This is a genomic window from Bifidobacterium xylocopae (genome assembly GCF_003315615.1).
In the GTDB taxonomy this organism is placed as follows: Bacteria; Actinomycetota; Actinomycetes; order Actinomycetales; family Bifidobacteriaceae; genus Bombiscardovia; species Bombiscardovia xylocopae.
In genome coordinates this window covers 36106-62881 of record NZ_PDCH01000006.1, presented here as the reverse complement: position 1 = coordinate 62881, position 26776 = coordinate 36106, and the positions used below count along the sequence as shown (strand labels likewise).

The following is a 26776-nucleotide window of genomic DNA, read 5'->3' as shown; positions in this document are numbered from 1 at the left end:
ATTCACCCATTGCATCTGTACAAGGAGGTAAAGATGTCTGAACGTGCGTTCAACCTGAAGTTCGATAAGCACGTGCCCAAGGTGGACATGCCCATATCGGAACAGCGCAAGCAGTGGTTCAAAGAGTTCATGAAACCCTTCCTGGTGATCATTGTCCTCTACATAACCATGTATCTGGTGCGCAACAACTTTAAGGCGGCGCAGCCTTTGATGAAGCAGCAGCTGGGAATCACCACCCAGCAGCTAGGCCTGATCGGCTTCGTGTTCTCAGTCGTCTACGGCATCGGCAAAATCGTCGTGACTTACCTGATCGCCAACAACGACAACAAGAAGATGGCCTCGCTGATGCTGTTCGGGTCGTCCATCGTGGTCATGTGCATCGGTTTCCTGTTCACGATGAGCCACGTCTCGATCGGCTGGCTCATTGTGCTGTGGGCCATGAACGGCGCCCTCCAGTGCGCGGGCGGTCCCTCCTGTGCCACTGTGATCGCCAACTGGACCACAAAGAAGAGCTTCGGTCGCTATCAGGGCGTTTGGAACGCCTCGCACAACATCGGCGGTGGATTGGCAGGCGTCTTCGCGATTTGGTGCGCCCAGACATTCTTCCATGGGCATGTGGCAGGCATGTTCATCATTCCGGGCGCTGTGGCGTTCCTGGTGGCCATCGCATGCTTCTTCGTCGGGAAGAACCGTCCCCAGGACCTTGGTTGGCAGACCCCCGAGCAGATCTTCAACGAACCCCCGAAGATCGAAGACATAGAGTCCAAGGGCGATTCCACTTGGCAGATGTTCAGCAAATACCTCCTCAGGAACCCTTGGGTTTGGGTGCTGTGCGTCAGCAATGTGTTCACCTACCTTGTCCGTATCGGCATCGACAATTGGGCCCCTCTGCGAGTGACCGAGCAGTTGCACTTCAGCAATGAAGTCGGCGCCCAGACCATCTTCTACTTCGAGATGGGAGCCCTGGTCGGCTGCCTTACCTGGGGATTGCTCTCCGATTTCCTGGGTGGTCGCCCGGCCTTGGTCTCCACCGGATGCGCCCTCCTGCTGCCGGTCGCCATGGTCGGTTACCAGGTGGGACGCACCCCGTTGGTCATCTACGTCTCGCTCTTTTTCCTCGGCATGCTTGTTTTCGGTCCGCAGATGCTGGTCAACATCTCCCTGCTGAACCAAATCCCGAAAAAGGCCAGTGTCCTTTCCGGAGGAATGCTGGGCGCCTTCGCCTATCTGTTCGGCGACTCGTCCGCTAAAGTGCTGCTGGCCAAGATCGCCGACTCCTCTTCCAATGGGCTCAACCTCTTCGGACACATCCTGCACGGATGGAACGACACCTTCGTGGTGCTGTATTTCGCCATCGTCATGGCGGTGGTCCTCTTCGGGCTCGTCGCAGTCCGCGAGGAACGCAAACTCAGGAGCGAAGCCAGAATGATCAAGAACGAGGACAAGTAAGGAGCCACGATGACGACGATGAACATCACGAACTTCCGCGATCTGGGCGGGGTCCGGAATATCCATGGGCAAGAGGTACGCACGCGGCAGGTAATGCGTTCCGGGCATTTGGTGGATCTGGACCAGACGACGATGGACGCATTGGAGAACGACTACCACCTATCCTTGATCATCGACTTCCGTCGGCCGTTCGAGATCCAGGAGCAGCCCGATGATGAAGTGCCGGGGGCGACGATGATCAACATCGACCTTCTCGGCCTGATTGGCGCCGCCGACATGAGCCTGGACGACTTCGCCTCGATCGGCAAGGCGTCCAAGGTCTCAGACCATCTGATGGGCACCTACCGCAGTCTGGTCCTGGACCCGGGAGCACAGCAGGGTTTCGGGCGCTTCCTGAACCTCGTCCTCGACAACGACAGCGGTTCCACGATTTTCCACTGCTTCGTCGGCAAGGATAGGACCGGCTTCGGCGCAGCGCTGCTCTACTGGTTGCTTGAGGTGGACGACGACGTCATCATGACCGATTATCTGAAGACCAACCAGGAGAGAGTCAAGGCCAACGACGAACTGGTTGAACGCTTCCGGGCCAAGGGTTTCGACCAGGACTCCCTCGATGCCCTCTCACAGGCTCTCTATGTCAAGCGAGAGTATCTGGAGCATGCCGAGAAGCTCATGCGCGATGAATACGGCGATGTCTTCGCATACGCTGACCAGGCACTGGACTTCGGCCCCGAAAAAGTGGAGGCCTTGCGAGCGAAGCTCCTAACCAGCTGACGAACCCCTCTCCCGGTGAAGTCCAGCCTCCGCGCCCATGAGGGCGGGCCGGCTGGACTTCACCATGTCGGGGCCTTGTTCGCCGTCTCTGCAAGGATGATATATCATCGTCGAACCATTGCAGGCCTCGCAGGCGGTACCAGCGGGTTGAGGGGGCCGGCGTACCTGGTCCGACCACACACAACAGGAGGGACAGCGGTGAAACTGACGAATTTCAGGGATTTGGGCGGCATTGAGACCATACACGGACGGCGGGTGAAACCATGCATGGTGCTCCGTGCCGGTCAGCCTGTAGGGCTCGATGAGGCCGACAGACACGAGCTTACGGAGGACTACGGGCTGAGTCTGATCGTGGACTTCCGCAGGCCATTCGAAGTCAAAGAGGCTCCTGACGATAGGCTGCCCGGTGTCAGGATCGTCGGCCTGGACCTTATCGGCGACAGCGAGAACGGCGATGCATCCCTGGACAGCTTCGCCTCGATCGCGGACGCCGACCTTGTCGACCAGCACATGATGCAGACCTATCGTGGACTGGTCGAGTCCAAAAGCGCGCAGGAGGGGCTTGGCAGGTTCCTGGACCTGATCCTGGACAACGATTCAGGCTCTACGCTCTTCCACTGTTTCGCCGGCAAGGACCGGACCGGCTTCGGCGCAGCGCTGATCCTGTGGCTCCTGGAAGTGGACGACACCAAGGTCATGGAAGACTACCTGAAGACCAACAAAGCCCGGGTGGCGGCCAACAACGAGCTCCTGGACAGCTTCCGGAAGCGGGGCTTCGGCCAGGAGACCATAGATGCGCTTTCAATCGCCCTGTACGTCAAACGGGAGTATCTGGAATACGCCGAGCGGCTCATGCACGAGCAGTACGGCGACGTATTCTCCTACGCCGACCAGGCTCTGGGCTTCGGGGCCGAAAAGGTCGATGCCCTGCGAGCCAAGCTCCTGACCGACTGACCCTACCGAAAAGCAACGCAATCGGGATGACGCAACCGGCCGGACCCCGGTCAATGAGGCCTCAGTCCAGGCTCAGGCCCACCAGGACCGGCTCCGGTACCAGTTCAACCCCATAGGTGGAGCGAACGCCGTCGCGGATGGTCCGTGCTAACTCAACCACCTGAGCGGCGGTCGCGGTCCCACGGTTGGTCAGGGCCAGGGTATGGGCAGTGGACAGGGCGGCACCGGAACCAGGCAGGGCGAACCCCTTATGGAAGCCGGCATGATCAATCAACCAAGCCGCCGAGGTCTTGATCATCGTAGGGGCCGACCCGCCGCCGGGACCGCCCGGTGCCGGGAAGCGGGGTGCGTCCTTAGGCAGACGGGCGGCCTGCCCGGCCGTAAGCACCGGGTTGGTGAAAAAGGAACCGCAGGAATTGCGATTCAGCATCTCCCCCGTGCCGCTATCCAGCGATCTCGTGTCGTCGGGGCGTATGGCTGCCAGCGGGTCAGATGCGGCGCGAATGCCCCTTTCCTCCCGGCAACCAAGCATCCAGGGGTTACTGTACCGGGCCGGATCCTCCAACATCCCCTTGCCGGCGCGGATACCGAGCACCGCCTGGCGAATGCGCACGGCAGGCATCTCGTCCCCCTGCCCCACACCTAGGGCACGAGCCAGCTGGTCCGAGTCCACCTTCCCCTGGGCGCTATGACGCAGGGCGAACGTGACCGAAAGCACCACATACCGGGGGGTGGGGAAGAAACGGCCGGCAGGCTCACCCGGTGCCCGGTACATGGATGCCTTGAGCAGGGAGGTCCGGTAGCCGAAGGCCATGTCCCGGGCGGCAAGCGTCCTGGTCCTCTTCTCCTGCCGGTCCCAGACCTCGGCCGATGCCACCGACTGGGCCGCTTCCTGGCCGTATGCACTGATGTTCTGCACTACAGAAGCACCCACGGTACCGGGGATGCCGGATAGCCCCTCCACCCCGGACAGGCCCATGTCCAGACAGTACATGATCAGGTCGTCCCAGTTCGTGCCGGCCGTCGCACCCACGTGGACGGTCCGGTCCCCGGATTCGACCGGAGCAGCCTCGTCCAGGACGTGAATCGCCCGGCGGGCGTCGCGCACCACCAGACCCGCAAAATGCTCATCGGAAGCCAGCAGGTTGGATCCACCGCCCAGCACGCACACAGGCACCCCCGCGGAATCAGCCCCTTCGACGGCTTCGATGATGCCCACCCGGTCCTTGGCATTGAGGAGGGAACCGATGGTGCCCCCCACTCGTATCGTGGTCAGATCGGAGAAAGAAACCGCAGGGACTGTGGGCGCATCGGAATTAGCCATGAGAGATAGTCTAGCCCGCGGCCTGGCCGGATGACATGGAACACAGGCGTTCGGACATGCGAAAAGGCCCGGCGAATGGCCGGGCCTTTGGGAAACGTCTGGAGACTCGATCAGCTCTCAGCGGGTCTCACGATGAACAGTGTGCTTCCCGCAACGGGGGCAGAACTTCTTGAGCTCGAGGCGGTCAGGAGTGTTGCGACGGTTCTTCGTCGTGATGTAATTACGCTCCTTGCACACGGTGCACGCCAGCGTAATGCCAGGACGAATATCTGCGGCTTTTGCCATGGTTCACCTCTGTAGTCGTTTCACGCAGGCTTCTGCCTGCGTCCGTAGCGAGGAAGAGACTCGAACTCTTGACCTTACGATTATGAGTCGTACGCTCTAGCCAGCTGAGCTACCCCGCCAGAGAGCCTCGGGTGAGAATCGGACTCACGACCTCTTCCTTACCAAGGAAGTGCTCTGCCACTGAGCTACCGAGGCGTGGCGGATAGAGGATTCGAACCTCTGAAGCATTACGCGGCTGATTTACAGTCAGCTCCCTTTGACCGCTTGGGAAATCCGCCATGTCGCACAAAGCGTTAAGCTCAGCACGGCAACTTGCCTATGATGACACGTTTCGTCGACTTTCGCAAGTCAGTCCCGGGCCGTGTCGCGCATATCCGCCCAGGGCCGACCTGCCGGTAACCGACCTTCAGAAGTCCCAGTCGTCATCGTCGGTCTCCACCGCCTTGCCCATCACGTAGGAAGAGCCTGAACCGGAGAAGAAATCGTGGTTCTCGTCCGCATTGGGGCTCAAGGAGGCGATGATGGCCGGGTTCACATCAGTGCTGTCCGAGGGGAAGAGGGCGGGATAGCCCAGGTTCATCAGGGCTTTGTTGCCGTTATAGCGCAGGAATTTCTTGACATCGTCCACCAAACCCACACCAGCGTACAGGGACTCGGTGTATTCCACCTCGTTGTCGTACAGGTCGTTCAGCAACTCGTAGGTATAGTCGCTCATCTCCTGCTGCTCCGACTGGGAGACCTTGGCCAGACCCTTCTGGTACTTGTAGCCGATGTAGTAGCCATGCACGGCTTCATCACGGATGATCAGCCGGATCAGATCCGCGGTATTGGTCAGCTTGGCGTGGGAGGAGAAGTACATGGGCAGATAGAAGCCCGAGTAGAACAGGAAGGACTCCAGCAGGGTGGAGGCGACCTTGCGTTTCAGAGGCGAGTCGCCCTCGTAATAGTCCAACACGATCTGTGCCTTCTTCTGCAGGAACTCGTTCTTTTCCGACCAATCGAAGGCTGCGTCGATCTCCGGGGTGTTGGACAGGGTGGAGAAGATGGAGGAGTACGACTTGGCGTGCACCGACTCCATGAAGGAGATGTTGGTGTAGACCGCCTCCTCATGGGGGGTCAGGGCATCGGGAATCAGCGAGACGGCGCCAACTGTGCCCTGGATGGTGTCCAGAAGGGTGAGCCCGGTGAATACGCGCATGGTCAGCGTGTGTTCCTCCTGGCTCATGGCTTGCCAGGAGGGGATGTCGTTGGATACCGGCACCTTTTCAGGCAGCCAGAAATTGCCGGTCAGACGGTCCCAGACCTCCAGGTCCTTCTCGTCCTCCAAGCGGTTCCAGTTGATGGCGGAGACCCGGTCGATCAGTTTCAACGGCTGCCTGGGTATGGAAATCGGTGGGACCATGTCACTACTCCTTCGTTGCTTCCTATGAAGACTGTCTTGTATGCCCGTCCTGCGAAACAGGACGGGCAACCTCTTACTGACGGGGCCGTCAGCCTACAGCATGCAGGAGACGCAGTCCTTGACCTCCGTGCCCTCAAGCGCCTGCTGACGGATGCGGATGTAGTAGAGGGTCTTGATGCCCTTACGCCAGGCGTAGATCTGCGCCTTGTTGACCTCGCGTGTGGTGGTGGTGTCAGGGAAGAACAGAGTCAGCGACAGTCCTTGGTCCACATGCTGGGTCGCTTCGGCATAGGTGTCGATGATCTTCTTCCACCCGATCTCGTAGGCATCCTCGTAGTAGTCCAGGTTCTCGTTGGTCATGAAGGGCGCCGGGTAGTAGACGCGACCGATCTTGCCTTCCTTGCGGATCTCTATCTTGGCCGGGATGGGCAGGATTGAGGAGGTGGAGTGGTTGATGTAGGAGATGGAGCCTGTGGGTGGGATGGCCTGGAGGTTCTGATTGTATATGCCGTCACGGATGATCTGCGCCTGGAGCTCCCGCCAATCCTCAACCGAGGGGATCTCGATGCCGTACTTGGCGAAGATGGCACGCACCCGCTCGGTCCTGGGCTCCAGCGAGCGCCGTCCATCCGTGTACTTGTCGAAGTAGTTGCCCTGGCCGGCGGGCTTGGCGTAGGCGGACCTGGCGAAGGTCGCGAAGGCATGCCCCCGGTCCACCGCGATCTGGTGGGAGGCCCGGTAGGCATGGTATGCCACGGTCATGAAGTACATGTCCGTAAAGTCCAGCCCCTCCTCGGAGCCGTAGTGGATGCCCTCGCGGGCCAGGAAACCATGGAGGTTCATCTGCCCGAGGCCGATGGCGTGGCCCTCGTCATTGCCTCGCTTGATGGAGGGGACGGCCTCGATGTTGGTGTGGTCGGACACTGAGGTCAGGGCACGGATGGCGGTCTCCACCGTGTCCGCGAGCCCACCGTCGATGGCTTTGGCGATGTTCAGCGAACCCAGGTTGCAGGAGATGTCGCGGCCAACATGGCTGTAGTTCAGGTTTTCGTCGTAGGTGGAGGGCTCCTGGACCTGCAGGATCTCGGAGCACAGGTTGCTCATGGTGATCCGGCCGTCGATCGGGTTGGCCTTGTTGACCGTGTCCTCGAAGAGGATGTATGGGTAGCCGGACTCGAACTGGATTTCGGCCAGGGTCATGAAGAAGTCGCGTGCGTCGATGTACTTCTTGTGGATACGGCTGTCCTTGACCATCTCCTCGTAGTGCTCGCTCACGGATATGTCGGCGAATGGCTTGCCGTATACGCGCTCAACGTCGTAGGGGGAGAAGAGCGCCATGGGCTCCTTTTTCTTCGCCAGCTCAAAGGTGATATCGGGCACCACCACACCAAGGGCGAGGGATTTGATGCGGATCTTCTCATCCGCGTTCTCGCGCTTGGTGTCGAGGAATCGCAGGATGTCCGGGTGATGGGCGTTGAGGTAGACCGCGCCTGCGCCCTGGCGGGCCCCCAACTGGTTGGCATAGGAGAAGGAGTCTTCCAGGAGCTTCATGACCGGAATCACACCGGAGGACTGGTTCTCGATGTGCTTGATCGGGGCACCGAGCTCACGCAGATTCGATAGCAGCAAGGCCACTCCACCGCCTCGCTTGGACAGCTGCAGGGCAGCGTTGATGCCACGGGATATGGACTCCATGTTGTCTTCGATGCGCACCAGGAAACAGGAGACGGGCTCACCGCGCTGGGCCTTGCCCAGGTTGAGGAAGGTCGGGGTGGCGGGCTGGAAGCGGCCGGAGATGATCTCATCGGCGTACTTCATGGCCGCGGCCTCGTCACCGTCCGCCAGCTCCAGGGCCACGGCGACGGACCGTTGGGGGAAGTCCTCCAGATACTGCTTGCCGTCGAAGGACTTGAGCGCGTATGAGGTGTAGAACTTGAAGGCACCAAGGAAGGTCTCGAACTCGAAGCCAGCGGACTCGGCGTGCGCATAGATGCGGTCCAGGAAACCGGGGCTGTATTTTGCGAACACGGCCTTGTCGTAATACAGGTTGTCCGTCAGGTACCGCAGGCGTTCGGCCGTGGAGGCGAACGGGCGTGTGTTGGCGGCCACATGCGTGGTCATGTACTGGCGCTCGGCCTCCTTGTCCTTGTCGAACTGGATCCGCCCATTCCTGTCGTATAGGTTGAGCATCGCGTTCAATGCATGGTAGTCGCGTGCGGGGTCGTACGCCTCCCCCTCACTCGTTGTCCTGTCCAAGGCCAATGACGTGTCGTCCTGTGCTGCCATCTGGCGTCCTTTCCCGGGGCCGGTGGCCCGGTGTTCATTCATTGCATTCATTCGTGTATCGCAAAACCTTCGGCCCACTCGGGCCTGCAACCTGCGTTCATTCGGGGTGGTTGCGGAAAAAGTCCAGGACTCCTTGCCGTACCTTGGTCTCGTCCTCCTTGGTTCCCATCAGTTCGAAGTAGTAGAGGAAAGGGACCTTGCATTTTTGGGAGACGATGTCCCCGGCCATGCAGAACGCCTCGCCGAAATTGGTATTGCCTGATGCTATGACCCCCCGTATGCCCGCCCGGTTGGCCGGGTCGTTCAGGAAACGTTTGATCTGCGGCAGGACCGCCTTGCGGGCGGAGCCTCCCCCATATGTGGGGACCATCAGAATATAGGGCTCGCGTACATTCAGTGGCGGCTCATGGGGTCTGACCGGGATGCGGAAGACGTCAATGCCCTCCTCCTGGAGATGGCAGTTGGCCACGAAACGGGCAGTGTTCTCGGACTGGGAGGAGAAATAGACCAGAGCACCGATCCGTTCCCCGTCCGCCGGGTATTCAGGCATGCTGACCATTTGCGCCTCCTGTGCTGGCGCTGACTGCTCCATCTCAACCTCCCGTTTGGCGAAACCCATTTCCAGGGTCGGTAGCGGAACGCTCCGCTAACGACCAACCGAGAACCACTATATCTAGTAATTCTAAAATTTGCGAGGGGCATATCTAGTGTTTTGTGTGCCCAATCTCACAGAGCACCCGCCAACCATGGCAGCATGGGGGGGGGGGGCAGACGAAGCGAGGCCCCCCGGGCGATTCAGAACCACCCGGGGGGCCTCACTACTTCCGGCAAAAACTTACTTGAGGACGGCCAGCACGTCGCGTGCCGAAACGATCAGGTAATCCTCGCCTTCGTAGTTGACTTCAGTGCCGCCATACTTGGAGTACAGCACCTTGTCGCCGACCTTGATGTCGACGGGGATACGCTCTCCCTTATCGTCGCGGCGGCCGGGGCCTACAGCCAAGACATCGCCCTGCTGGGGCTTCTCCTTGGCGGAATCCGGGATGACCAGACCCGACGCGGTCTTGGTCTCGGCGGGAGCCTGCTTGATTACGATCTTGTCTTCCAACGGTGTGAGTGAGATCGACACTGTGGACCTCCTCTTTCTATGAGTACGCTCAATGGGTTACCCGCACCAGAAAGCCGATGAGAGGCTGACGGCACCCACCGACGCCTTCCGCTGCGCTAGTTGTATGGTAGCGCGAAATTAGCACTCTGCCAACTTGAGTGCTAACGCTTTGAGTGAACGCCTACCGTTGCCGGCAGGCCGAACCTGTGGTCAGGCCTTGCTGCGCCGGGCAAGTATTGCCTCGACTCCGACCTTGCCCAGGGAATCCTCGCTCAGTTCCGGCGCCTCCACATCGGCCTGGATCTCACGACGGTGGAAATCAGAAGGTCGGCCGCCCTTGGTGCCTGTGGCCGGACGCCTGGCCCCGGCCGTCGGATTCGATGCCCCATATCGGGCTTGGCGATCGACGACGTCGTTCCTGCCATCCGCCTTGTCGGTCCGCTCGTCGGCCGATTGGGCGGCAGCGGCTTTGACGGCCTCCGGCCGGGGCACCGCCTTGGACACCTGCTTGGTCGATTGAATCTCACGGCTGAGGGGTTCGGCCTGTTTGGGCGGGATCCCCTGCCGCGGCCGGCCCATCGAGAAGGAAAGCAGCGGCTGATTCTGGTGCCCCAAAGCCGGATTTCCGCTTTTCGCCTGTTCGCTGTCATCGGCGTGGTCGCCGGTCGGCTCGAGCGGCGGCCGGACCGACTGCACGCTCTTGACCTGCGCGTCGCCCCCGGCTGTTGGCGCTTCCTCCCGCCGTTCGTCCGAACGTGCCGCAAGAGCCTGAACCTGCGCCTGCCTGGCTTGGAGGATGGCAGCTTTTATGTCCTGCTGGCTCATGGCATCGGTGGTCTGGCCCTCGACCTTAGCCGGGTCAGCGGCAGCGACATGTTCGCTTGGCGCTTGGGGATGCGGACGATGTGCGTGCTGCCTGCGCTGGCGTTCGGCCAGACGGGCCTCCCACCGGCGGGCCTGGGCGGCCGCCCTCGCGCCTGCCACCAGGACGACAGCCAACAATGCCAGGGGAATCAAACAGAATAACGGGCTGAGTGAGGCCGCATACGATAGGAACCCCAACCCCATGGTAGCGACCAACAGGGAACCGGTCAGGATTCGCCGGCGGCGGGCCGCGGCCCGGCGCATGAGGCGGACGCGCTTGACCCTCTCGGCCTCCCGGCGGCCCTCTCCGCCTTCGCGCTCTGGCTGCATAACCAACCCTTTCAACCTGCGTGGTTCAGTGTCCCCGAACCGCCGTGCGCTGCTCTCATCGACCAGGTGGAGCGAGGCGGACATACGGTCCTGCCTATGCTGGGAGGCACGCTTCATGCCCCTCATCGTCCGACCCGGTAACCAGCCGAGCACAAGTAACGCCGTTATCAACAGCAGAAGGATGCTTGACAGCGACTCATATACCATACCTCCAAGGATAGAGGAGAGCATGCCCCGCACTCAAGCCTTCCCAGGCGTGTCGCCGTCACCGCTCCGGAGGCGCCCGACCAGGGGGGTACGGATGTCGTCGGCCAACAGGCTGAAGGTCAGGTGGTCCCTCCAACCGCCTCGCACGAACATGTACCCTGGCCTGAGCCCTTCCGACCGCATACCCAGCTTCGCCGGGACACGCAGGGACCGTGCGTTCTCCGGCAGAATGGCGACCTCCAGGCGGTGCAGACGCGGGCCCGACGGATCATGCAGGGCCCAGTCGCCCAGCAGGGCCAATGCCAACGGGGCGAACCCATGGCCGGCGTGCGCCCGATCAACCCAGTAGCCCACCATGCCGGAACGCATGGAGCCATAGCGGATGGCGCCCAACGATATCTGCCCGACGATGGCGGTCTGGAAGACCATCGCAAACACAGCGCCGCTCCCCTCCGCTTCGGCCTGCCTCATTCGTGACACCCACTGGGCGAAGGACAAACCGGCACCTCCTTCGGGGTCCCCCGACTCCCAGGGAGCCAGCCAGGAATCGTTGCTCCAGCGCACCCGACCCCATTCGGCTTCATCATCCAAAAGCAGCGGCCTCAGAGCGAAATCCCCATGGCCGGCGACGGGACCCAAGCGATCAGGCATGATGAAGGAGCGTGCCTGGCCGCGCTGGACGGCCGCCTGGTGAAGGGCGTCCAAAAGACTGTGGAAGACGGACATACGGCCATTGTATGCCGCTGAAGGTTGAGGAACGGGACTTCCGGACCCTGCAGGGGGCTAGGATATGGGTTGTCGGATTGTTATCAGAGCACGAATCTTCGGAGGGAGCGGACTGTGCCAACCTACCATTACCGTTGCAAGAATTGCGGGTACGACTTCACCAAGGAGCAATCCTTCAGCGACGATCCGGTCACCGTCTGCCCCAAGTGCGGTCAGGAACAGGTACGTAAGGTCTACTCAGCCGTGCCGATCGAGTTCAAGGGGCACGGCTTCTACCGGACCGACGGCGGCTCGGCCTCCTCGGACTCCACCAAAAAGTAGCCCCACCCCGTCCTGCCACACTGGCATCGCCAGGCACATTCGACCACATCGGCCGCGGTCGCTTCCCCCTGCAGCCTGTCCGTAGCAGGATGGCGGCATGAAGCTAACACTGCCCTCATTGTCCTCAGCCGGCCTTCCAGGCCGGCGATCCGGTCTGGAAGGCCGCCGCCAAACGGTGCACTTTCGTCGTCTGGCGGCGTGCCTTTGCGCAGGCCTGGCCGTCTTCTGCGTCCTGCAGACCCTCGGGGGAGCAAGCTCCCGCACACCGGTGCTGACCGCCGCACGTCGGGTCGAACGCGGGACGCGTATATCCCCGGAAATGCTCCATACCGAATCCATCCCCACCTCCGGTCTGACAGGCAAGCTGCTCAGCCGCCCGGACGAGGCCGTGGGTATGACCACACTGACGGATCTGGAGTCCGGCCAGCCGATTGCCGGAACAGCCCTGACCCGGGTGCCACCACCGCCCGTGGGAACCACCACCGTCCGGCTGTCCCTCTCCTCCGCCCCCGAGTCGATGCTGCCCGGTCAACATGTGCGGCTGGTCTCCTCGACCGGCTGTGACGGCAAAAGCGGGCAGGAAGGCCTGCAGACCGGCGACGGCAAGGAGGGTGCCCAAAGCCAGGGCGCCTGCGCGATCGCCCGCGAAGCCACAATCATGGCCCTCCCACAGACAAAGGGAAAGCCTGACCCCTTGGGAACCGTCGGCAAGGACAGCGACTCCGGTATGACCGCCTTCGCCCTCAAACCGGACGACGCTATCAAGGCGCTGAGCCTACCGGAGGGCGCACCGATCATCGCGGTGGCCACCGGCGGGAGTTGACAGGAGTCGGGACGTAACACCTTCAGTCCGCGGTCGGGAGTCATAATGGAACGGGGAGAACGTCTTCCATAAGGGAGGACGCCCCACAAGGGAGAGGAGCAGCATGGCATCCGGCGGCACACCAGTAACACAACAGGCGGCGCAAGCAGCCCACGAGCTGGCGAAGATCAGCGACAAGGAGCCTCTGGCTGGTTTCAAGCAATTCATCTCACGCGGCTCCATGGTCGACATGGCGGTCGGCGTGGTCATGGGCTCGGCGGTCACCGCCGTAGTCAATTCCATCGTCAAGAACCTGCTTAGCCCACTCATAGCTATGATTTTCGGCAAACCCGACCTGTCGGGGCTGCTGACGATCAGCAACGGCAAGGCGACGATATCCTTCGGGGCTATAATCGGCGATATCCTGAACTTCATCCTGGTGGCGGCGGCCATCTACTTCTGCATCATCCTGCCCATGAACAAACTGCGTGATCTGACCCGTCTCGCATCCAGCTCGGGCAATGACCAGAAAACGAAAGACGACACGCCCTCTCCCGACCAGCAGACCGTGCAGCTCCTCCAGTCCATCCTGGATCAGATGAAGGCCGCAGGAGGCACCGAGGCAACAACCAAGAGCACCGACAAGGCCTGAGGTTCAGCCCTTTTCCGCAGGGAAAAGCCCCCAGTGAGGCGGCAGCTCACCAAGTATGCGACGATCGTCGTCCGACTGCTTGTCGGTCTGCGACCGCTGGTCCTCATCCGAAGCCAGTCCGGCCTCCCCCAGGCCGTCGCCTTCAAAATGCTCCGTCCCCTGGCGCACCACCCTGCGGTGGATACGCCGACGCCCTGACCGGCCGCCTCCAGGCGCAACGGTGGAACCGTCCGTATTCACTCCTGGTCCTCTGCCGGCTGATCAGCCCCATCGCTGGACGCGTTGGAAGCCTCGACGTGTTCGGTCCCTGCAGCCTGCCCGACATACTCGGCTATACGGTCAGCCTCCTTGTCGGGGTTGACGAAAGCCGCGACGCTCCAAGCCGTCATTGCCTTCCACCCCAAGTGCTCCAGATCCTCCATGCGGAAGCGATGACGTTCACGGGTGGATTGGGTGTGCATGAAGTCGGCATCATCCGTGACGACGGCCAGGTTGAAGGGGCCCCCTTCAGGACCTACGACCATGGGAATACGGGCACCATCCTCAAAACCGTAATCCAGTGCCACGCTCAGTCCACGCTGCCGCAACCGCAGGGCCAGATCAGCGAAGAGCACATTGCCGACCTCATCCGACTCCCCGGGCAGCTCCATCTCCCCTCCAAGCCCTTCGGCCCAAGCCAGCATCTCCTTCAACAGCTGCGGACCTGGTTGATGAATCCGATCGTCCTCCATGTCCTCGGAACCGAAGGCGCAGACGATGTCGACGTTACGCTGCGCCAAAGCCAGGGCATCCAGAAGCATACCCGAGCCGCCCTCCCCCTCGAGCTTGCCGAACTGCTGGAGAAGACGTCCATGGGAGGTCTTTGCGAAGCCCACCGACAGAATCGCATCCGTGCATGCGGTGCCGCATACCTCGTCGATGTCCACGATACGCACATGGCGCAGGAAACGGCCAAAGGCGGGGTCCTTCGCCGCCAGGGCCTTCAGGTCCGCGCCAAGCCGCAGACGATGGGTGTCCGAAAGGGTCACGATTGACAGGATGTAGGAGTTGGGCAACGAATCTGCCAGGACGGCCCGTTCCCGCAGGAGCCCCACGACCGCATTGATCTCCTGCTGGCTTGTTTCGACCAGACCGGAGGACAGTACCGGCACGCCGTTGCCTGATACCCGGGTGTAGGTGACATGGCCCCGGGCCTGCTCCTGAGCGGGCAGGCAAGCCACACGGCCATAATCGTGGTCATGGAGGAAGGCCGTGATCTCCGGAGGCCGCTTCGAAGGATGGCCATTCGAAACGACGGGGACAAGCATGTCAGCCACATGGGCCAGGCCGTCCGAAGTCATGGTCCGCCGGTGGGCGACGATCACCACCTGCCTGGCACGGGCCAGGATGGTCAGCACCTGGATAGAGGGCATGTGGGCGCCAGCGTCGATGATGGCCACGTCCGCCATCTGCTCGGGGGCGGTGCGCGCCGCCAGAGTGGCAGGCGTAGCCAGCATGATCGGTTTAGCCGCCGCCAGCAAAGTCGGGAAGTTCCTGATCAGATCACTGATCGAGGACCAATCCCGGCTCGCCAAAGCCGCATGGAGTTGATTGGCCTCTCGCTTGTGGGCGAACAGGAGTTCAGCCAGACGTCGTTGGCTCTCCTGACCGACCATCGGCCCCACGCTCAGCACATGATCCAGATCCACCTGGTTGAAGCGATCTGCGGCCGCGGACAGGGCGGACCCATCCTGATTGGAGATGATACGCGAAGAGTGCATGATGTCATCGAAGACCGTGGTCCACCAAGCCAGGGAGAGTTCACCGCGCACCGCATCCTGGGGCACCTGCCTGTTACGCAGGTCCTGGACGAGCTCGGTCAGCCCGGCAGCCTGTAATTCGCGCTCCAGATTGCAGCGCTCGGGAAGGGTGTCCAGCGCCATGTGATCGTCAAACAGCGAGCGCAGCCGCTCCTCCACATTCTCGAAGGACGCGGTCTCTAGGTCCCCGCCGGCGGGAGTGGAGGCGAGGATGGTGTCCAAGGCCGTCATATCCCGGATCAGCGCCTCATAGGTGTCGAGGATGGTGTCCAGCTTGGAGGGCAAAACCGGCCAACCACCGTGAGGAACGAAGGTACGCCACTGCTTGGCCTGCCGGGATACAATCAGCAGGGCCTCGTGCAGGTCATCGACCTGGGCCCCCACACGTAGGAGTCCCTTGGCTTCCTTGACCAGGCGCCGGCGCTCCCAGAAGCCCATCGAACCACCTGATGACTTACGCTTCTCCTTGGGTTCGGTCGCCTCAATCATGGCCGGGATGTCCTGCTCGAATACAGCGGGCTGGAAGACATCCAGAACCCGGCGCAGATTCTTGAGCATGGCAATCTGCCTGCCCCATTCCTGGGCCGTTTTGGGTACGGGAAAACCACAGGTCTTCACTGTTGACGCAACCTGCTCCCGGGTGTTCGGCAGCAGTTTCTCCAGGATGCGGACCACACGCTCGTAGGCGGATACAGCCTCTTCCTCGCTGTACATGGCGGCACCATACCAGGGGGTGTCCTGGGGGCCTACAGTGAACTCGCCCAGGGCGGCGGCCCGTTCGAGCTTGTCGCCCCACTCCTCCATGCCGTCCCGCAACTGTCGGGCGGTCTGGACGCTCAGGCGCACGCGGGTGGCCGGATGTGTCGGCAGGTTGGCCGCCTGGGCCAGGTTCTGAATGGTCTGGTAGGCGGATACGCCCCAGGTTTTGCTGACTCCATGCAGGTCACCCAGATAGCGGGTCAGACGGGTACGTACCCCCACCAGCTCGTCGGCCAGTTGGTCGAAACGTGCCGTGGCCTTCCCTGGTTTGAAGGAGACCGCGTCTATCAGTTGCGCATCCACCGCGTCCTTGGCTTGAACGGATTTGATGTCCAGGACCAGGTCACCCATACGGTATGCCTGCATGTACCGTTCGAACCGGCGCTTCTGCTCGACCACACATGGCACGTAGAGCACGGTCCGACCGTTCATGACGCAGCGGGAGGCGATGGCCGCGCTGCTGGAGACACCATTGCGCCCGGAAGCCTCATCCAGAAGGACCGAGTGCCCGCTGGAAACCAGCCCAGCGGCATAACGCACTGTATTGTCTACATCACCGACCTCGAATTCGGCATGCGGATCGGCGTCGAAAGGACTGTACTGGGGAAGCGGATCGCCTTGAATCTGGTCCAGTGCCTCCTCATCACCCGCCAGCGCATCCAGAAGGACGTTGCCGGTCGGGCCTGCCTCCATCCGGTCGATCAGGTCCTGGCTCTCACCCAGAATCAGGGCGGAGGGCTCTATGAAGCAGCCCAGGACCACACGCTGGTCGATTGAGAAATCGCTGATATGCGGAGAAACCTGGGAGGCGATGGTTTTGAAGAGCGAAGAGTTTTCCACTGAACCGCCCTGGTGGCGGGTGGCGTCGGAAAGCGGCGCGGCATCTAGCTCGATGCCGCGGGAACGCAGGACCGAAACGAAGGATGAGTTCAGCTGGGACCGACCCGTGATCGTAATCAGTGCCTTGCCGCCACTGCCCTGGCTGAGATCCACTTGAACCGGATACAGCAGTACGGGCATGCTCGTGCCCTGCCATCCCGCCACACCGACGACCAGCGACAGCTGGGCCGAACCGCTCTGTCGTTCCTTGGTCTGAAGGTCATCCAACACACGCTCAAGCCGACGGTGTGCGGCCCTGAGCATGGCGTTGTCACGGAACAGGGCATCCAGATGCACCTGGCCGGAAGCGAAGAGTTGCGCTATGCCCGAGGGGTGGGCGTGGGTCAGGTCCAACTGGGCGGACAACTGGCCCATATCCTCCAATGGAGTCAGGCCTGAATTGCTCTGGTAGGCCTGCCGCCATCCGCGGATCCGCTCCAGCGGGTCCAAGGCCGCCGGCTCATCCTGGCTGTCTTCGGCATCGGCTTCGGTCGATGGAGTCGGAACATCCTGGCCGTGTTCGGCCGGGACATCGGCGGCCCCGGCCTGGCCGGGCGAGGCGGCAATGCGCTGGTCGCGCAGACTCACATCGCCTGAATCAGATGATCGTTCGCTCATCCCGCCTCACTCCTGAGCTGCTGCAAGATACTCGCGGTATCCTTCATTCTTGTCAAGCGCCGCGTCGATATCCTCGTCACCCTGAGCCGAGAGCCAGGCGTACAGGTCGTCATACAGTGAGGGATTCATGGCCAGGAAAGGCAGGAGCTGGGTGTGCTTTGCCATCTCGAACTGGAGCGAGAAGTCAGTTGAGTTCTTGGCGTCGTCGCTGGTCATCCCATCCACCTCGACAACCTGCTCGTCCTGGGCGAAATCGCCCTTGGAGACCTTCTCGAAGACCGACCCGGGCTCGAAGGCGGGCTTATAGGTCCGGTGCTGGTCATCGTCGGCAGCGGGACGCGCCTCTGCCGCCGTCTGGGCCTGCCGCCCCTCCTGCTCCAGCTGTGCTGCTCCGAGCGGCTGGAATTGGAGCTGGCTGCCCGCTGCATCCTGATCGTCCGACTCCTTCCGGGAATCCCCGGAAGCGTCGATGTACTGAGGCTCGGGTTCGGAATCGGACCGATTGCGAGATTCGTCCCCGGACCGAGGCTGTTCATCCTGATCGGCCGACTGGTTCTGAGTGTCCTTGGGCCGCCTGGTGGGGTCGGCTTGCTCTGCCTGCCGCTGGCGTTGGTTGACCACTTGGTCATGGAGGGCATCGATACGCGAGCGCACGCCTTCAGCATGGAAGACGCCAGTCGGCTCGCCGGCGCGCATGTCGAGAATGTCATCGACCGACATGTTGGACTCATCCGGGACGGTCTCACGCTGGTCATCTGCCTGGGCGTACGAGAACAGGTCGGGCACCGGATCGGACTGCTTCTGCCCGTCATCACCGGCGTTATCAGCCGGGCGCACTGCCAGGGCGAAATCGACCAGCACGTCGCCGAACTGGAAGCGTTCGGCCGAGTGCTGGAGGGCGTAATCAGTGTCTTCCGGAATCCTGATCAGATCGCCATCATCCTGGACGACATAGGATCCGTTGGTGGAACCCAGGTCACGCAGGCGTGCCCGTCCGCTCTTGTCGACGATGAAAGAAGCATGCCGCTTGGACATGGACTTGGTCTGGTCCTGCACTTCCAGACGAATCATGCCGTCGTCGGGCAGGGGGCGCAGAGGCTTGCGCCCGATTTCAATGCTCTGTCCCGGGCTCAGGCGGATTTTCTCCACGCCATTGATAGTGACCACCCATTGCCGTGTCGGCCGTTGACCATCGCTCACCGTGCTCGACCTCCCGTTCTCCCAAGACAAAATACGCATGCGTATCTACAACACTACCTGCTATTGTGCCATGAATCCTTGAAATTCGGAGCGCCTACATCCGAATCCACCCGTAACCCCACACTCAGACGCCGCTCCCCTGTATGTCCATATAGCGCGGAACCCCGCGCCGGACAAGCCGGTAGCGGGGTTCCTGCAAGTCGCTCCCAAAGGAGCTGAAGCTTGAGCTACTTGAGCTCGACGGTCGCACCGGCCTCTTCCAGCTGGGACTTGGCGGACTCGGCGTCCTCCTTGGAAGCACCTTCCAGGACGGGCTTGGGGGCGCCATCGACCAGGCTCTTGGCCTCGGCCAGACCCAGCTTGGTGATCGCACGGACGGCCTTGATGACCTGGATCTTCTTGTCGCCGACGGCGGAGAGGACCACGTCGAACTCGGTCTGCTCCTCGGCGGCCGGAGCGGCGGCACCGGGGGCGGCAGCTGCAGCAGCCACGGGGGCAGCGGCTTCGACGTCGAACTCATCCTCGAACTTCTTGACGAAGTCGGAGAGCTCAACCAGGGTCATTTCCTTGAACGCGTCAAGGAGCTCGTCAGCAGAGAGCTTAGCCATAATGGCTTCCTTTCAATCATGGCAACCGGGTCAGGCGACCCGCCGCCGTACATCTTTTCACTACTACTTGTATCCTATGCGGCAAGAACGTGGCTTGAGGCCGAGACCTCAGGCCGCCTTCTCCTGCTTCTCGCGCAGGGCGTCGATCGTGCGCACGGCCTTGGTGGGCAGGGCGACGAAGGCGTACGCAGCCTTGGACATGGTGCCCTTGAGGGCGCCAGCCATCTTGGAGAGCAGAACCTCGCGGGACTCCAGACTCGCGATCTTCTTCATCTCCTCGGCGTCGACGACGGCTCCATCGATGTAACCGCCCTTGACGACCAGCTGCTTATTGTCCGCAGCGAAGTCACGCAGGGTCTTGGCCGCTTCGACATAGTCACCCTTGACGAAGGTGATGGCGCAGGGGCCGGCGATGAGGTCGTCCAGACCCTCAATCCCCGCCTCCTTCGCCGCGATGCGAGCCAGCGTGTTCTTCGAGACAGCATAGGAAGTATCGCGGCCCAGCTTGTCACGCAGCTCTGAGAACTGCGGAACAGTCAGCCCGCGGTACTCGGTGAGGATGATCGCGTCCGCCGCACGGAACTTGTCCGTGAACTCGGCGACCACCTGTTCCTTTTCGGGCCTTCTCATGGCGTTCCTTCCTAAGTCGACTCCTGGACCGGTATGGAAGGCCTTGCCTGCAGGCAATAAAAAAGCCCTGCGCACAGGCAGAGCATATGAAATCTTGCGATTCCGACAGCAGCGGGCATGCCCACTGCCTATCCCGACCTGTGCTGGCTCGGCGAGCCGTACTTCGGAAGGCCTTTCGGCCTTCAACCAGCAGTCTTTGGTGTACAAGAGCTCAGTATACACCCTGGGCCGACCCCACTATCAGAATCGGCCCCTGCACCCACTCCTCACTCAGACCGAGGCGGCGATGGACAGGACCAGCTTCGCGGCGGTGTCGGCATATTCCGAGACGTCGAATTCCTTGAAAACCTCATAATCCGTGTCGGCATTGTCGCTCAGGGCGCGGATGACCAGCGCGGGCACACCGTTGCGGGCTGCCACATGACAGACCGCCGCGCCCTCCATCTCCACCGCATCGGCACCGGTCTGGGCCTTGACCCGGGCGGTCTGCTCGGGGGTGTCCACAAAGGTGTTGCCGGTCGCGATGGTACCGGTTATGTGCTTGACACCCATGCCGTCCAAGGCCTGGTCCGCCAGGTCAAGCAAGCGCGCGTCCGAGTGGAAGACCTCGGTCTTGGGTGCGAACTGGGCGATCATGCGCATGTCGGAATCCAGGTAGCATAGCGTGCCCCCCAGAACAACATCGTTGATGTGCAGATCGGTGTTCAGGTTGCCTGCAATACCGGAAAAGATCAGGGCCTTGGGGTGGTAGGCGTCGATGAGGTACTGGACCGAGGCCGCGATGTTGACTGTCCCCATGCCACCCACCGTAGCGACCAGCTCCACCCTGTCTCCGTTGGCCTTGGGCAGGAAGCCGCGCACTACGTCCAGTCCGGCGGAACGGGAGGCCGAATCGTGGACCGCCCCCTCCAAGCCCTGGGCGACCAATGCCACTTCCTCATCCATCGCGCCGATCACCGCCACGAGATCCCGGCTGCCATTTGTGGCACCGGCCTGGCTTGCGTTCTCCATCACTGCTGCTCCTGACTGTTTGCTTGGGCTTGGACGGGCGCGGTGCCGCGACGGGCACAGCCGACGACACCGGCACTTGTACGCCCATCCTAGGCTCAGGCATGCTCCGGACGCACCGCTCAGCGTGAGCGACGGTGGTCGACGGCCTGTGCCAGCAGACGCAACAGCGTCTCCGTACGAGGCCATGAGATGCAACGATCAGTAATCGAACGGCCATAGACCAGCTGGTCCAGAGGGGCTGGCTGCTGGTTGCCCCCCTCGATGAAGCTCTCCATCATCAGCCCGGAGATGCCCTGCTCACCAGCCGCTATACGCCCTGCCAATTCCTCGACCAGACCGGCTTGACGCACTTCGTCCTTGCCGGAGTTGCCGTGGGAGGCATCGATGACCAGTCCATGGGCGGCCGCGGAGTCCGCAGACATCTGCCTGCGCAGGCGCACCAACGCCTGGACAATGGAGGCAGGGTCACAGTTGGGGCCATGGGATGAGCCGCGCAACACCAAGTGGCAGTCAGGGTTGCCCAGGGTACGCACGGCCGAAGCCCGGCCCTCGTGGTTGATGCCGAAGAAAGTGTGTTCCTGGGCGGCGGTGAAGCAGGAATCTATGGCCACACCGACGTCGCCGTCCGTAGCGTTCTTGAACCCGACCGGCATGGACAGGCCAGAAGCCAGCTGTCTGTGCACCTGGCTCTCGGTGTTGCGCGCACCGATGGCACCCCAGGAGACCGCGTCGGAGATGAACTGTGGCGATGTGGGTTCCAGGAATTCCGTGGCTGCCGGCAGCCCCGCCCCGAGCACGTCCAGTAGAATCCGACGGGCCAGCAGCAGGCCCTTGTGGATATTGTGGCTGCCGTCCAGGTCGGGATCGTTGATCAGGCCCTTCCAGCCCACCGTGGTGCGCGGTTTCTCGAAATAGACCCGCATGACGATCAGGAGGTCGCCGGACAGCTCGGCCTTGAGCGCGGCGAGCCTGTGCGCGTAGTCCAGGGCGGCCTCAGGGTCGTGGATGGAACAGGGACCCACGATGACCAGAAGCCGGTCGTCCCGGCCGCACAACACGTCGCGGATGGCTTCCCTGGACGAGATCACCAGGTCCCTGGCCGAATGGTCCAAGGGCTGGTCGGTCAACACCTGGGCCGGTGTGGGCAGAGGGTCGAGTTCAATGACGCGTCTGTTGACGATGCGACCGATGCCCACCTCGTCCTCCCAGCGCCGGCCCTCTTGTCCGGCGAGCGGATCGTTAACGACGCTTTCTTGGCGTCCGTCTGCCTTACCGTTCATGCTCGTCCTCCTCGACCGCTCTGTCGGCACGCGCCTTCCGTCGCGTCTGGACCGCTCCGGCCAGGCGATCCAGCAACTCCTCTGTGCGCTCCCAGCATATGCAGGCATCGGTGACCGACCGCCCATACACCAGCTGGTCAAGCGGGCCGGGGTCCTGATGGCCTCCTTTGATGAAGCTCTCCATCATGACCCCCAGGATCCCCCGTTCGCCGGCCGCCAGTCGCCCGGCCAACTCCTCGACCACACCGGCCTCGCGCAGCTCGTCCTTGCCGCAGTTGCCATGGGCGGCGTCCACCAGCAGGCCCTGCACACGGGATCCCCCTGCCTTGGAACGGCCCAGCGCATCCAAGGCCCGCCGAACATCCGCCGCACCATAATTGGGCCCGTGCGAAGAGCCGCGCAGGATCAGATGACAGTCGGGGTTGCCCCTGGTCTCAGCGGCGATGACCTGTCCGTCAAGGTTTATCGAGAGGAAGTGGTGCCTGAAGGCTGAGGCATAGCATGAGTCGGCGGCCGCCTGCACATTGCCGTCGGTCGAATTCTTGAAACCGACCGGCATCGAAAGCCCCGAAGCCAGCTCGCGATGCACCTGGCTCTCGGTGTTGCGGGCACCGATGGCGCCCCACGAGACCGCGTCCGACAGGTATTGGGGGGTGATAGGGTCCAGCCACTCGGTCGCTGCAGGCAAACCCAAGGACAGCACATCCAGCAGCATGCGGCGGGCCAGGCCCATACCCTTGCGGATATCGAAGGAGCCATTCAGATCCGGGTCGTTGATCAGCCCCTTCCAGCCCACCGTGGTGCGCGGTTTCTCGAAATAGACCCGCATGACGATGAGCAACCGGTCGCGCACGCGGGCATTCACCGCCGCCAGTCTACGGGCATAGTCCAAGGCCGCTCCAGGGTCATGGATTGAACAAGGCCCCACAATGACCAGGAGCCGGTCGTCCAGGCCGTGAAGGATGTCGCGGATGGCCTGCCGTGAACGCAGCACCAGGTCCGCCCGCTTGGCATCCAACGGCAGGGCGTCAATGAAGGCGCGGGGGGCGGGTATCGGATCAAGCTGGCGGATATTGACATCCACGGTCTCCGGGTAGACCGCGCGATCATCCAGACCACCGATGCCCGTTCCGGCATTGATGCTCCCGCCCCCTTCCTCTCGCCCCGCCATGTCTGCACCCTTCTGAGGACCCATCGGTTTCCCCCGCTCCCTGTATACGAAAATAGCAGACGTCCGCCCGCCCCTGGGAAGGAGCCGGCGGACGTCTTCGGACCGGTCGGTCGGACCGGATACCACTCAGGCCAAGGTCCCCATCGGGTCCCAGGCGGGCAGCATGATCGCCGGCTCCTCAAAGGCCTTGCGGTATTCCTCCGGCAGCATGGACTTGGGAACGGCGATTTCAAAGACGTACTCGGTGAACCAGTCGTCACTCATGGCGAAGTAGCCGTCGTTGGCGATGTCGCCGCCCCAGGAGTTCTCCACCCGCCAGCGGTTGGTGGTCTTGCCGTCGTCGGCCACATCCACGCCCACGAAGGCCATGGCATGGTTCATGGCGGAGTCACCGAAGCGGACACGCTGTTCCTTGTCCATGTCGAAGTCGAAGCCATAGACCCGGCCATACTCGAACAGGTCGGTGGCCCACTGGCCGGCCTTGCGGTCGATCATGGGGCCACAGTCGGCGCCGAACCAGACCGGGATGCCTTGCTCGCTCATGATGGTGCGGGCGCAGTCCTTCATGAATCGGTTGGGCACGTTCAGGTACTCGGTGGCATCGCCGCCGGCGACGTTGCCCAAGTGCTCGATGCCGATCTTCTTGCCCTTGGGGTGCTCGGAGCGTGGGTCGTCCACCAGGCAGACGTAGTCCTCCAGGCCGGCATTGACGTACTTCTTCCAGAACTCCTGCGGGGTGATCTCCCCGTCACGGTGGAAGCCACCGTCCTTGTCGGTCCACTCCCAGTCGAAAGAAGTGGGCGGGGTGCCCAGGTGGATGGTCAGGATACGGTGGCAGGCGGCCAGGGAATCCTTGACGATCTGAGCGATCTGCCCCGGCTCGGCATACATGTGGGCCACAGCCTGGTGCAATACCGAGCGCAGCTGGTTGTTCATGGGACCGGTGTTCTGCGAGGAGGCGGTCTCAGGGTAGAACTGCTTGGGTACGGCACCGTACTTCTTGTACAGGTTCATGGCCATAATCCACTGGCCGCCGTCGCCCATCACGTCGGACAGGAGGAATTGCATGAGCTGGGAGTCGGTCTTCTCGCCGCCGCGCACCAGGCCGGCCGCGTCCTGCAGGAAGTAGTTGGCGCGCTCAAGCTTGTCGTAGTACATGGCGTAGGCCTGGGAGAATTCAAAGTCACCTGAAGGGTTGGCCGGCGAAGCGGTGTCGATGTTCAGGGCGCGACGGGCCACGAAACGCGCTACATTCAGGGAGCTGAAAAGCCAGCAGCGGCCGGACTTGGCCTGCGAGGTGACCTTGCCGTTGTCAATCGTTACCGAGAATCGGTGCTGGAGCAGGCGGGCGCGGTCGTAGTTGTGGGCCACCTGGCCGATGCCGGCGGTGGTGACCGCGTTCATGGCCAGATGGTTGTCGGCCCGCTGGTCGAATTCGGAACGGAGCCCCTCAAGGGCTGACGTGGACAATGGTGTCAATGCTGTGCTCATGGATTTAGCTTTCCTCTTCGCTAGTGGACACTGTGCTGCAGGATGTACGAGTATCCTATCGCGTCCGGATCAGGGACGGTAGGAATCGCCCACAGTGCGGTCATCCGTTTGGATGCCGGCCCGTGGGCGCGATTGGCGGAACGGGTCAGGATTCACGCTGGCTGCGTTGAATGACCTCGGTGGGGGCGGGCTGAGGGGCGCCCGAATGCCGGTTCCTGTCCTTGGCTTTCTGGGCGGGTGGCAAGGGGGTGGCGGTTTTGGCTGATGGCGCAGGCACCTGCCCCTTGGGGCTCGCCGAACCGCTGTAGGCTGCCGTTGAAGGACGGGGCGCCGGAACCGACAGCAGGTCGGGCACATCCGAATCGGAGCCGGTGGCGACGCCGTCCTGTGCAGGCTCCGCCGGGGCTTCGTCCCCCTGGATGCCCAGTTTGTCGAAGGCGCCGAATGATTTGGAGAAGATGGAGCGCAGCTCGTCCACGCGGGCGGTGATCGTCGCCTCCCGGTGCTGGAGCTTGGCGATCTGCTCCTTAAGGTCGGACAGCTCGTTCTGGGCCGCCTGCCGACGTTCCTCGATCTCCTCCTTGGCCTGCCGCCTGCTTTCCTCCAGAATCTGGGTGGCCTTGCTCTCGGCCTCCTGGCGCTTGGAAGCGGCGTATGAATCTGCTTCCTCGCGGGCCTTCTTCGCCTGATCCATCAGCTGGTCGGTTTCTTCCTCGGTCTTCTTGCGCCGATCCTCCAGGTTCTTCAGCAGTTCGTCGACCTTGGAGGTGGCCTCCTGCTGCTGGGCGGAGATCTGCTGGCGGACCCGCTCGGCCTCGGCCTTCACCTTTGCTTTGGTTTCAGCGGAGGAGACGTTAGCGTCGTCGATGATCCTTTGGGCCTGGGTCTTGGCCTTGTCGGTGATCTCACCGGCCTGCCGCTGTGCTTCCGTCAGCATCTTGGACACCTGCTCACGCACGTCCGAGAGTTTCTTGTTGGCATCCGCCAAGGCCTTCTGTATCTGATCGTTCGCGCTCTGCTTGAGCTTGACGACCTCGTCATTGGCCTTCTGACGCTGCTCGGCGATTCGCTTCGTGGCATCGGCGGTGGCCTGCGAGAGCTTGCTCTCCTGAGCGGCTCGCTCCGCCGCCAGCTGCTTGGCCGCCTCCTCGCGCGTGTTCTTCAGTTCCAACTGGAGGGCCTGACGCTGCTCCTCGGCCTGCTTGGCCGCAGCGGCCTTGAGATGATCGGCCTGCTGACGCACCGTGGTCGTCAGGGTACGGGACTGGTCCTCCGCCGTCTCAAGCGCGGCGGCGGCCTTGGCCTTGGCTTCGTCGACGATGCGCTGGGCGTCGATCTTGGCGTCCTTGACCAGTGTGGTGGCCTTCTCCTGGGCCGAGGTCCTCGTGGCTGCGGCATCCTGCTTGGCCCGGTTCAGCAGCTCGGTGGATGTCTGCTCGGCCGAGGTCAGGAGCTGCTGGGCATTGGCGCCCAGAGAGGCGAAGGACCCCTGCCGGTCGGAACCCGACCGCTTGGAACGCTCCTCCTGGAGCTGCGCCTCGAGTTTCAGGATCCGGCTATCGTCGCTCTTGATCTGCTGCCGCAACCTGGACATGTTGTCCTGCAAGGACCCCAGGGCTTCATCGACCTTGTCCTTGTCATATCCACGCAACACTATTGGAAACTGATCGTCCGCCATGCTTCACTCCTTTTTGCCACCGCTTTGATGAACCGCTGCGTCATCCGGCGGGCTTAGCGTCCAAACAAATGACCTGAATGACATTCTACAGTACAGGAACGTCGGGAAATGCCTTATAATATGCACCTTCCTGAGCCCCCGGCGTGTTTCATGGAGCCAGGAGGGGAC

The 26776-nt window shown here is 62.2% G+C and carries 24 protein-coding genes and 3 tRNA genes; 6 read left to right on the top strand and 21 right to left on the bottom strand.

The window, feature by feature from the left end:
- Positions 1-33: 33 nt before the first annotated feature.
- The 3 genes from uhpT (at position 34) to CRD59_RS04035 (ending at position 3177) form a co-directional block, all read left to right on the top strand.
- Positions 34-1449, top strand: a complete 1416-nt coding sequence (gene uhpT, locus CRD59_RS04045) for a hexose-6-phosphate:phosphate antiporter (protein WP_113853356.1) — start codon at positions 34-36, stop codon at positions 1447-1449.
- Between the two features lie 9 nt (positions 1450-1458).
- Entirely contained in the window at positions 1459-2223 is a 765-nt protein-coding gene (locus CRD59_RS04040) for a tyrosine-protein phosphatase (protein ID WP_113853354.1), read from the top strand.
- Positions 2224-2421: 198 nt separating this feature from the next.
- Positions 2422-3177: a tyrosine-protein phosphatase gene (locus tag CRD59_RS04035; protein WP_161522277.1), complete on the top strand. Its 756-nt coding sequence runs from the start codon at positions 2422-2424 to the stop codon at positions 3175-3177.
- 61 nt (positions 3178-3238) lie between these two features.
- Here CRD59_RS04035 and CRD59_RS04030 read toward each other — a convergent pair whose 3' ends face one another.
- From CRD59_RS04030 to CRD59_RS03980, 11 genes are all read right to left on the bottom strand, one after another.
- Positions 3239-4501: an FAD-binding protein gene (locus CRD59_RS04030; RefSeq protein WP_113853350.1), complete on the bottom strand. Its 1263-nt coding sequence runs from the start codon at positions 4499-4501 to the stop codon at positions 3239-3241.
- Positions 4502-4618: 117 nt separating this feature from the next.
- Positions 4619-4786, bottom strand: a complete 168-nt coding sequence (rpmG, locus tag CRD59_RS04025; protein ID WP_113853348.1) for a 50S ribosomal protein L33 — start codon at positions 4784-4786, stop codon at positions 4619-4621.
- A 45-nt stretch (positions 4787-4831) separates the two neighbouring features.
- Positions 4832-4905 (bottom strand) — tRNA-Met (locus tag CRD59_RS04020).
- 4 nt (positions 4906-4909) lie between these two features.
- A tRNA-Thr gene (locus CRD59_RS04015) sits at positions 4910-4981 on the bottom strand.
- Between the two features lies 1 nt (position 4982).
- Positions 4983-5064 (bottom strand) — tRNA-Tyr (locus CRD59_RS04010).
- 128 nt (positions 5065-5192) lie between these two features.
- The gene (nrdF, locus tag CRD59_RS04005) at positions 5193-6188 is read right to left on the bottom strand and encodes a class 1b ribonucleoside-diphosphate reductase subunit beta (protein ID WP_113853346.1); all 996 of its coding nucleotides are present in this window, start codon (positions 6186-6188) and stop codon (positions 5193-5195) included.
- 93 nt (positions 6189-6281) lie between these two features.
- Positions 6282-8474, bottom strand: coding sequence for a class 1b ribonucleoside-diphosphate reductase subunit alpha (gene nrdE / locus CRD59_RS04000; RefSeq protein WP_113853460.1), 2193 nt, complete (start codon positions 8472-8474; stop codon positions 6282-6284).
- Between the two features lie 97 nt (positions 8475-8571).
- Positions 8572-9033: a class Ib ribonucleoside-diphosphate reductase assembly flavoprotein NrdI gene (gene nrdI / locus CRD59_RS03995; protein WP_236632713.1), complete on the bottom strand. Its 462-nt coding sequence runs from the start codon at positions 9031-9033 to the stop codon at positions 8572-8574.
- Positions 9034-9309: 276 nt separating this feature from the next.
- The gene (groES, locus tag CRD59_RS03990) at positions 9310-9603 is read right to left on the bottom strand and encodes a co-chaperone GroES (protein WP_113853344.1); all 294 of its coding nucleotides are present in this window, start codon (positions 9601-9603) and stop codon (positions 9310-9312) included.
- A gap of 189 nt (positions 9604-9792) precedes the next feature.
- Positions 9793-10893: a hypothetical protein gene (locus CRD59_RS03985; protein WP_113853342.1), complete on the bottom strand. Its 1101-nt coding sequence runs from the start codon at positions 10891-10893 to the stop codon at positions 9793-9795.
- A 123-nt stretch (positions 10894-11016) separates the two neighbouring features.
- Positions 11017-11709: a GNAT family N-acetyltransferase gene (locus CRD59_RS03980; protein WP_407923109.1), complete on the bottom strand. Its 693-nt coding sequence runs from the start codon at positions 11707-11709 to the stop codon at positions 11017-11019.
- 114 nt (positions 11710-11823) lie between these two features.
- On the opposite strand from CRD59_RS03980, the gene CRD59_RS03975 reads away from it, so the two are divergent.
- The 3 genes from CRD59_RS03975 (at position 11824) to mscL (ending at position 13484) form a co-directional block, all read left to right on the top strand.
- The gene (locus tag CRD59_RS03975) at positions 11824-12030 is read left to right on the top strand and encodes an FmdB family zinc ribbon protein (RefSeq protein WP_113853340.1); all 207 of its coding nucleotides are present in this window, start codon (positions 11824-11826) and stop codon (positions 12028-12030) included.
- Between the two features lie 97 nt (positions 12031-12127).
- Complete coding sequence (locus CRD59_RS03970) at positions 12128-12853, top strand: SAF domain-containing protein (RefSeq protein ID WP_113853338.1); 726 nt, start codon at positions 12128-12130, stop codon at positions 12851-12853.
- Positions 12854-12956: 103 nt separating this feature from the next.
- Complete coding sequence (mscL, locus tag CRD59_RS03965) at positions 12957-13484, top strand: large conductance mechanosensitive channel protein MscL (RefSeq protein WP_113853336.1); 528 nt, start codon at positions 12957-12959, stop codon at positions 13482-13484.
- Between the two features lie 3 nt (positions 13485-13487).
- On the opposite strand, the gene CRD59_RS03960 is transcribed toward mscL, so the two are convergent.
- The 10 genes from CRD59_RS03960 to CRD59_RS03915 form a co-directional block, all read right to left on the bottom strand.
- Positions 13488-13724, bottom strand: coding sequence for a hypothetical protein (locus tag CRD59_RS03960; protein ID WP_113853335.1), 237 nt, complete (start codon positions 13722-13724; stop codon positions 13488-13490).
- Positions 13721-17539, bottom strand: coding sequence for a helicase (locus CRD59_RS03955; protein ID WP_236632711.1), 3819 nt, complete (start codon positions 17537-17539; stop codon positions 13721-13723). Before CRD59_RS03955 ends, CRD59_RS03960 begins: the two co-directional genes overlap by 4 nt.
- A gap of 6 nt (positions 17540-17545) precedes the next feature.
- On the bottom strand, positions 17546-18706 hold the full coding sequence (locus tag CRD59_RS03950; RefSeq protein ID WP_236632710.1) for an FHA domain-containing protein: 1161 nt from the start codon (positions 18704-18706) through the stop codon (positions 17546-17548).
- A 260-nt stretch (positions 18707-18966) separates the two neighbouring features.
- A complete protein-coding gene (gene rplL / locus CRD59_RS03945; RefSeq protein ID WP_113853331.1) occupies positions 18967-19347 on the bottom strand; it encodes a 50S ribosomal protein L7/L12 in 381 nt (126 codons plus the stop codon).
- Between the two features lie 108 nt (positions 19348-19455).
- Complete coding sequence (gene rplJ, locus CRD59_RS03940) at positions 19456-19977, bottom strand: 50S ribosomal protein L10 (protein ID WP_113853329.1); 522 nt, start codon at positions 19975-19977, stop codon at positions 19456-19458.
- A gap of 270 nt (positions 19978-20247) precedes the next feature.
- Positions 20248-20988, bottom strand: coding sequence for a 5'-methylthioadenosine/S-adenosylhomocysteine nucleosidase (mtnN, locus tag CRD59_RS03935; RefSeq protein ID WP_113853327.1), 741 nt, complete (start codon positions 20986-20988; stop codon positions 20248-20250).
- A 119-nt stretch (positions 20989-21107) separates the two neighbouring features.
- Complete coding sequence (locus CRD59_RS03930; RefSeq protein ID WP_113853325.1) at positions 21108-22268, bottom strand: 3-deoxy-7-phosphoheptulonate synthase; 1161 nt, start codon at positions 22266-22268, stop codon at positions 21108-21110.
- The gene (locus tag CRD59_RS03925) at positions 22258-23439 is read right to left on the bottom strand and encodes a 3-deoxy-7-phosphoheptulonate synthase (RefSeq protein ID WP_113853323.1); all 1182 of its coding nucleotides are present in this window, start codon (positions 23437-23439) and stop codon (positions 22258-22260) included. Before CRD59_RS03925 ends, CRD59_RS03930 begins: the two co-directional genes overlap by 11 nt.
- Positions 23440-23565: 126 nt before the next feature.
- The gene (locus CRD59_RS03920) at positions 23566-24930 is read right to left on the bottom strand and encodes a C1 family peptidase (protein ID WP_113853321.1); all 1365 of its coding nucleotides are present in this window, start codon (positions 24928-24930) and stop codon (positions 23566-23568) included.
- A gap of 145 nt (positions 24931-25075) precedes the next feature.
- Complete coding sequence (locus CRD59_RS03915) at positions 25076-26608, bottom strand: DivIVA domain-containing protein (protein WP_113853320.1); 1533 nt, start codon at positions 26606-26608, stop codon at positions 25076-25078.
- Positions 26609-26776: the final 168 nt, after the last annotated feature.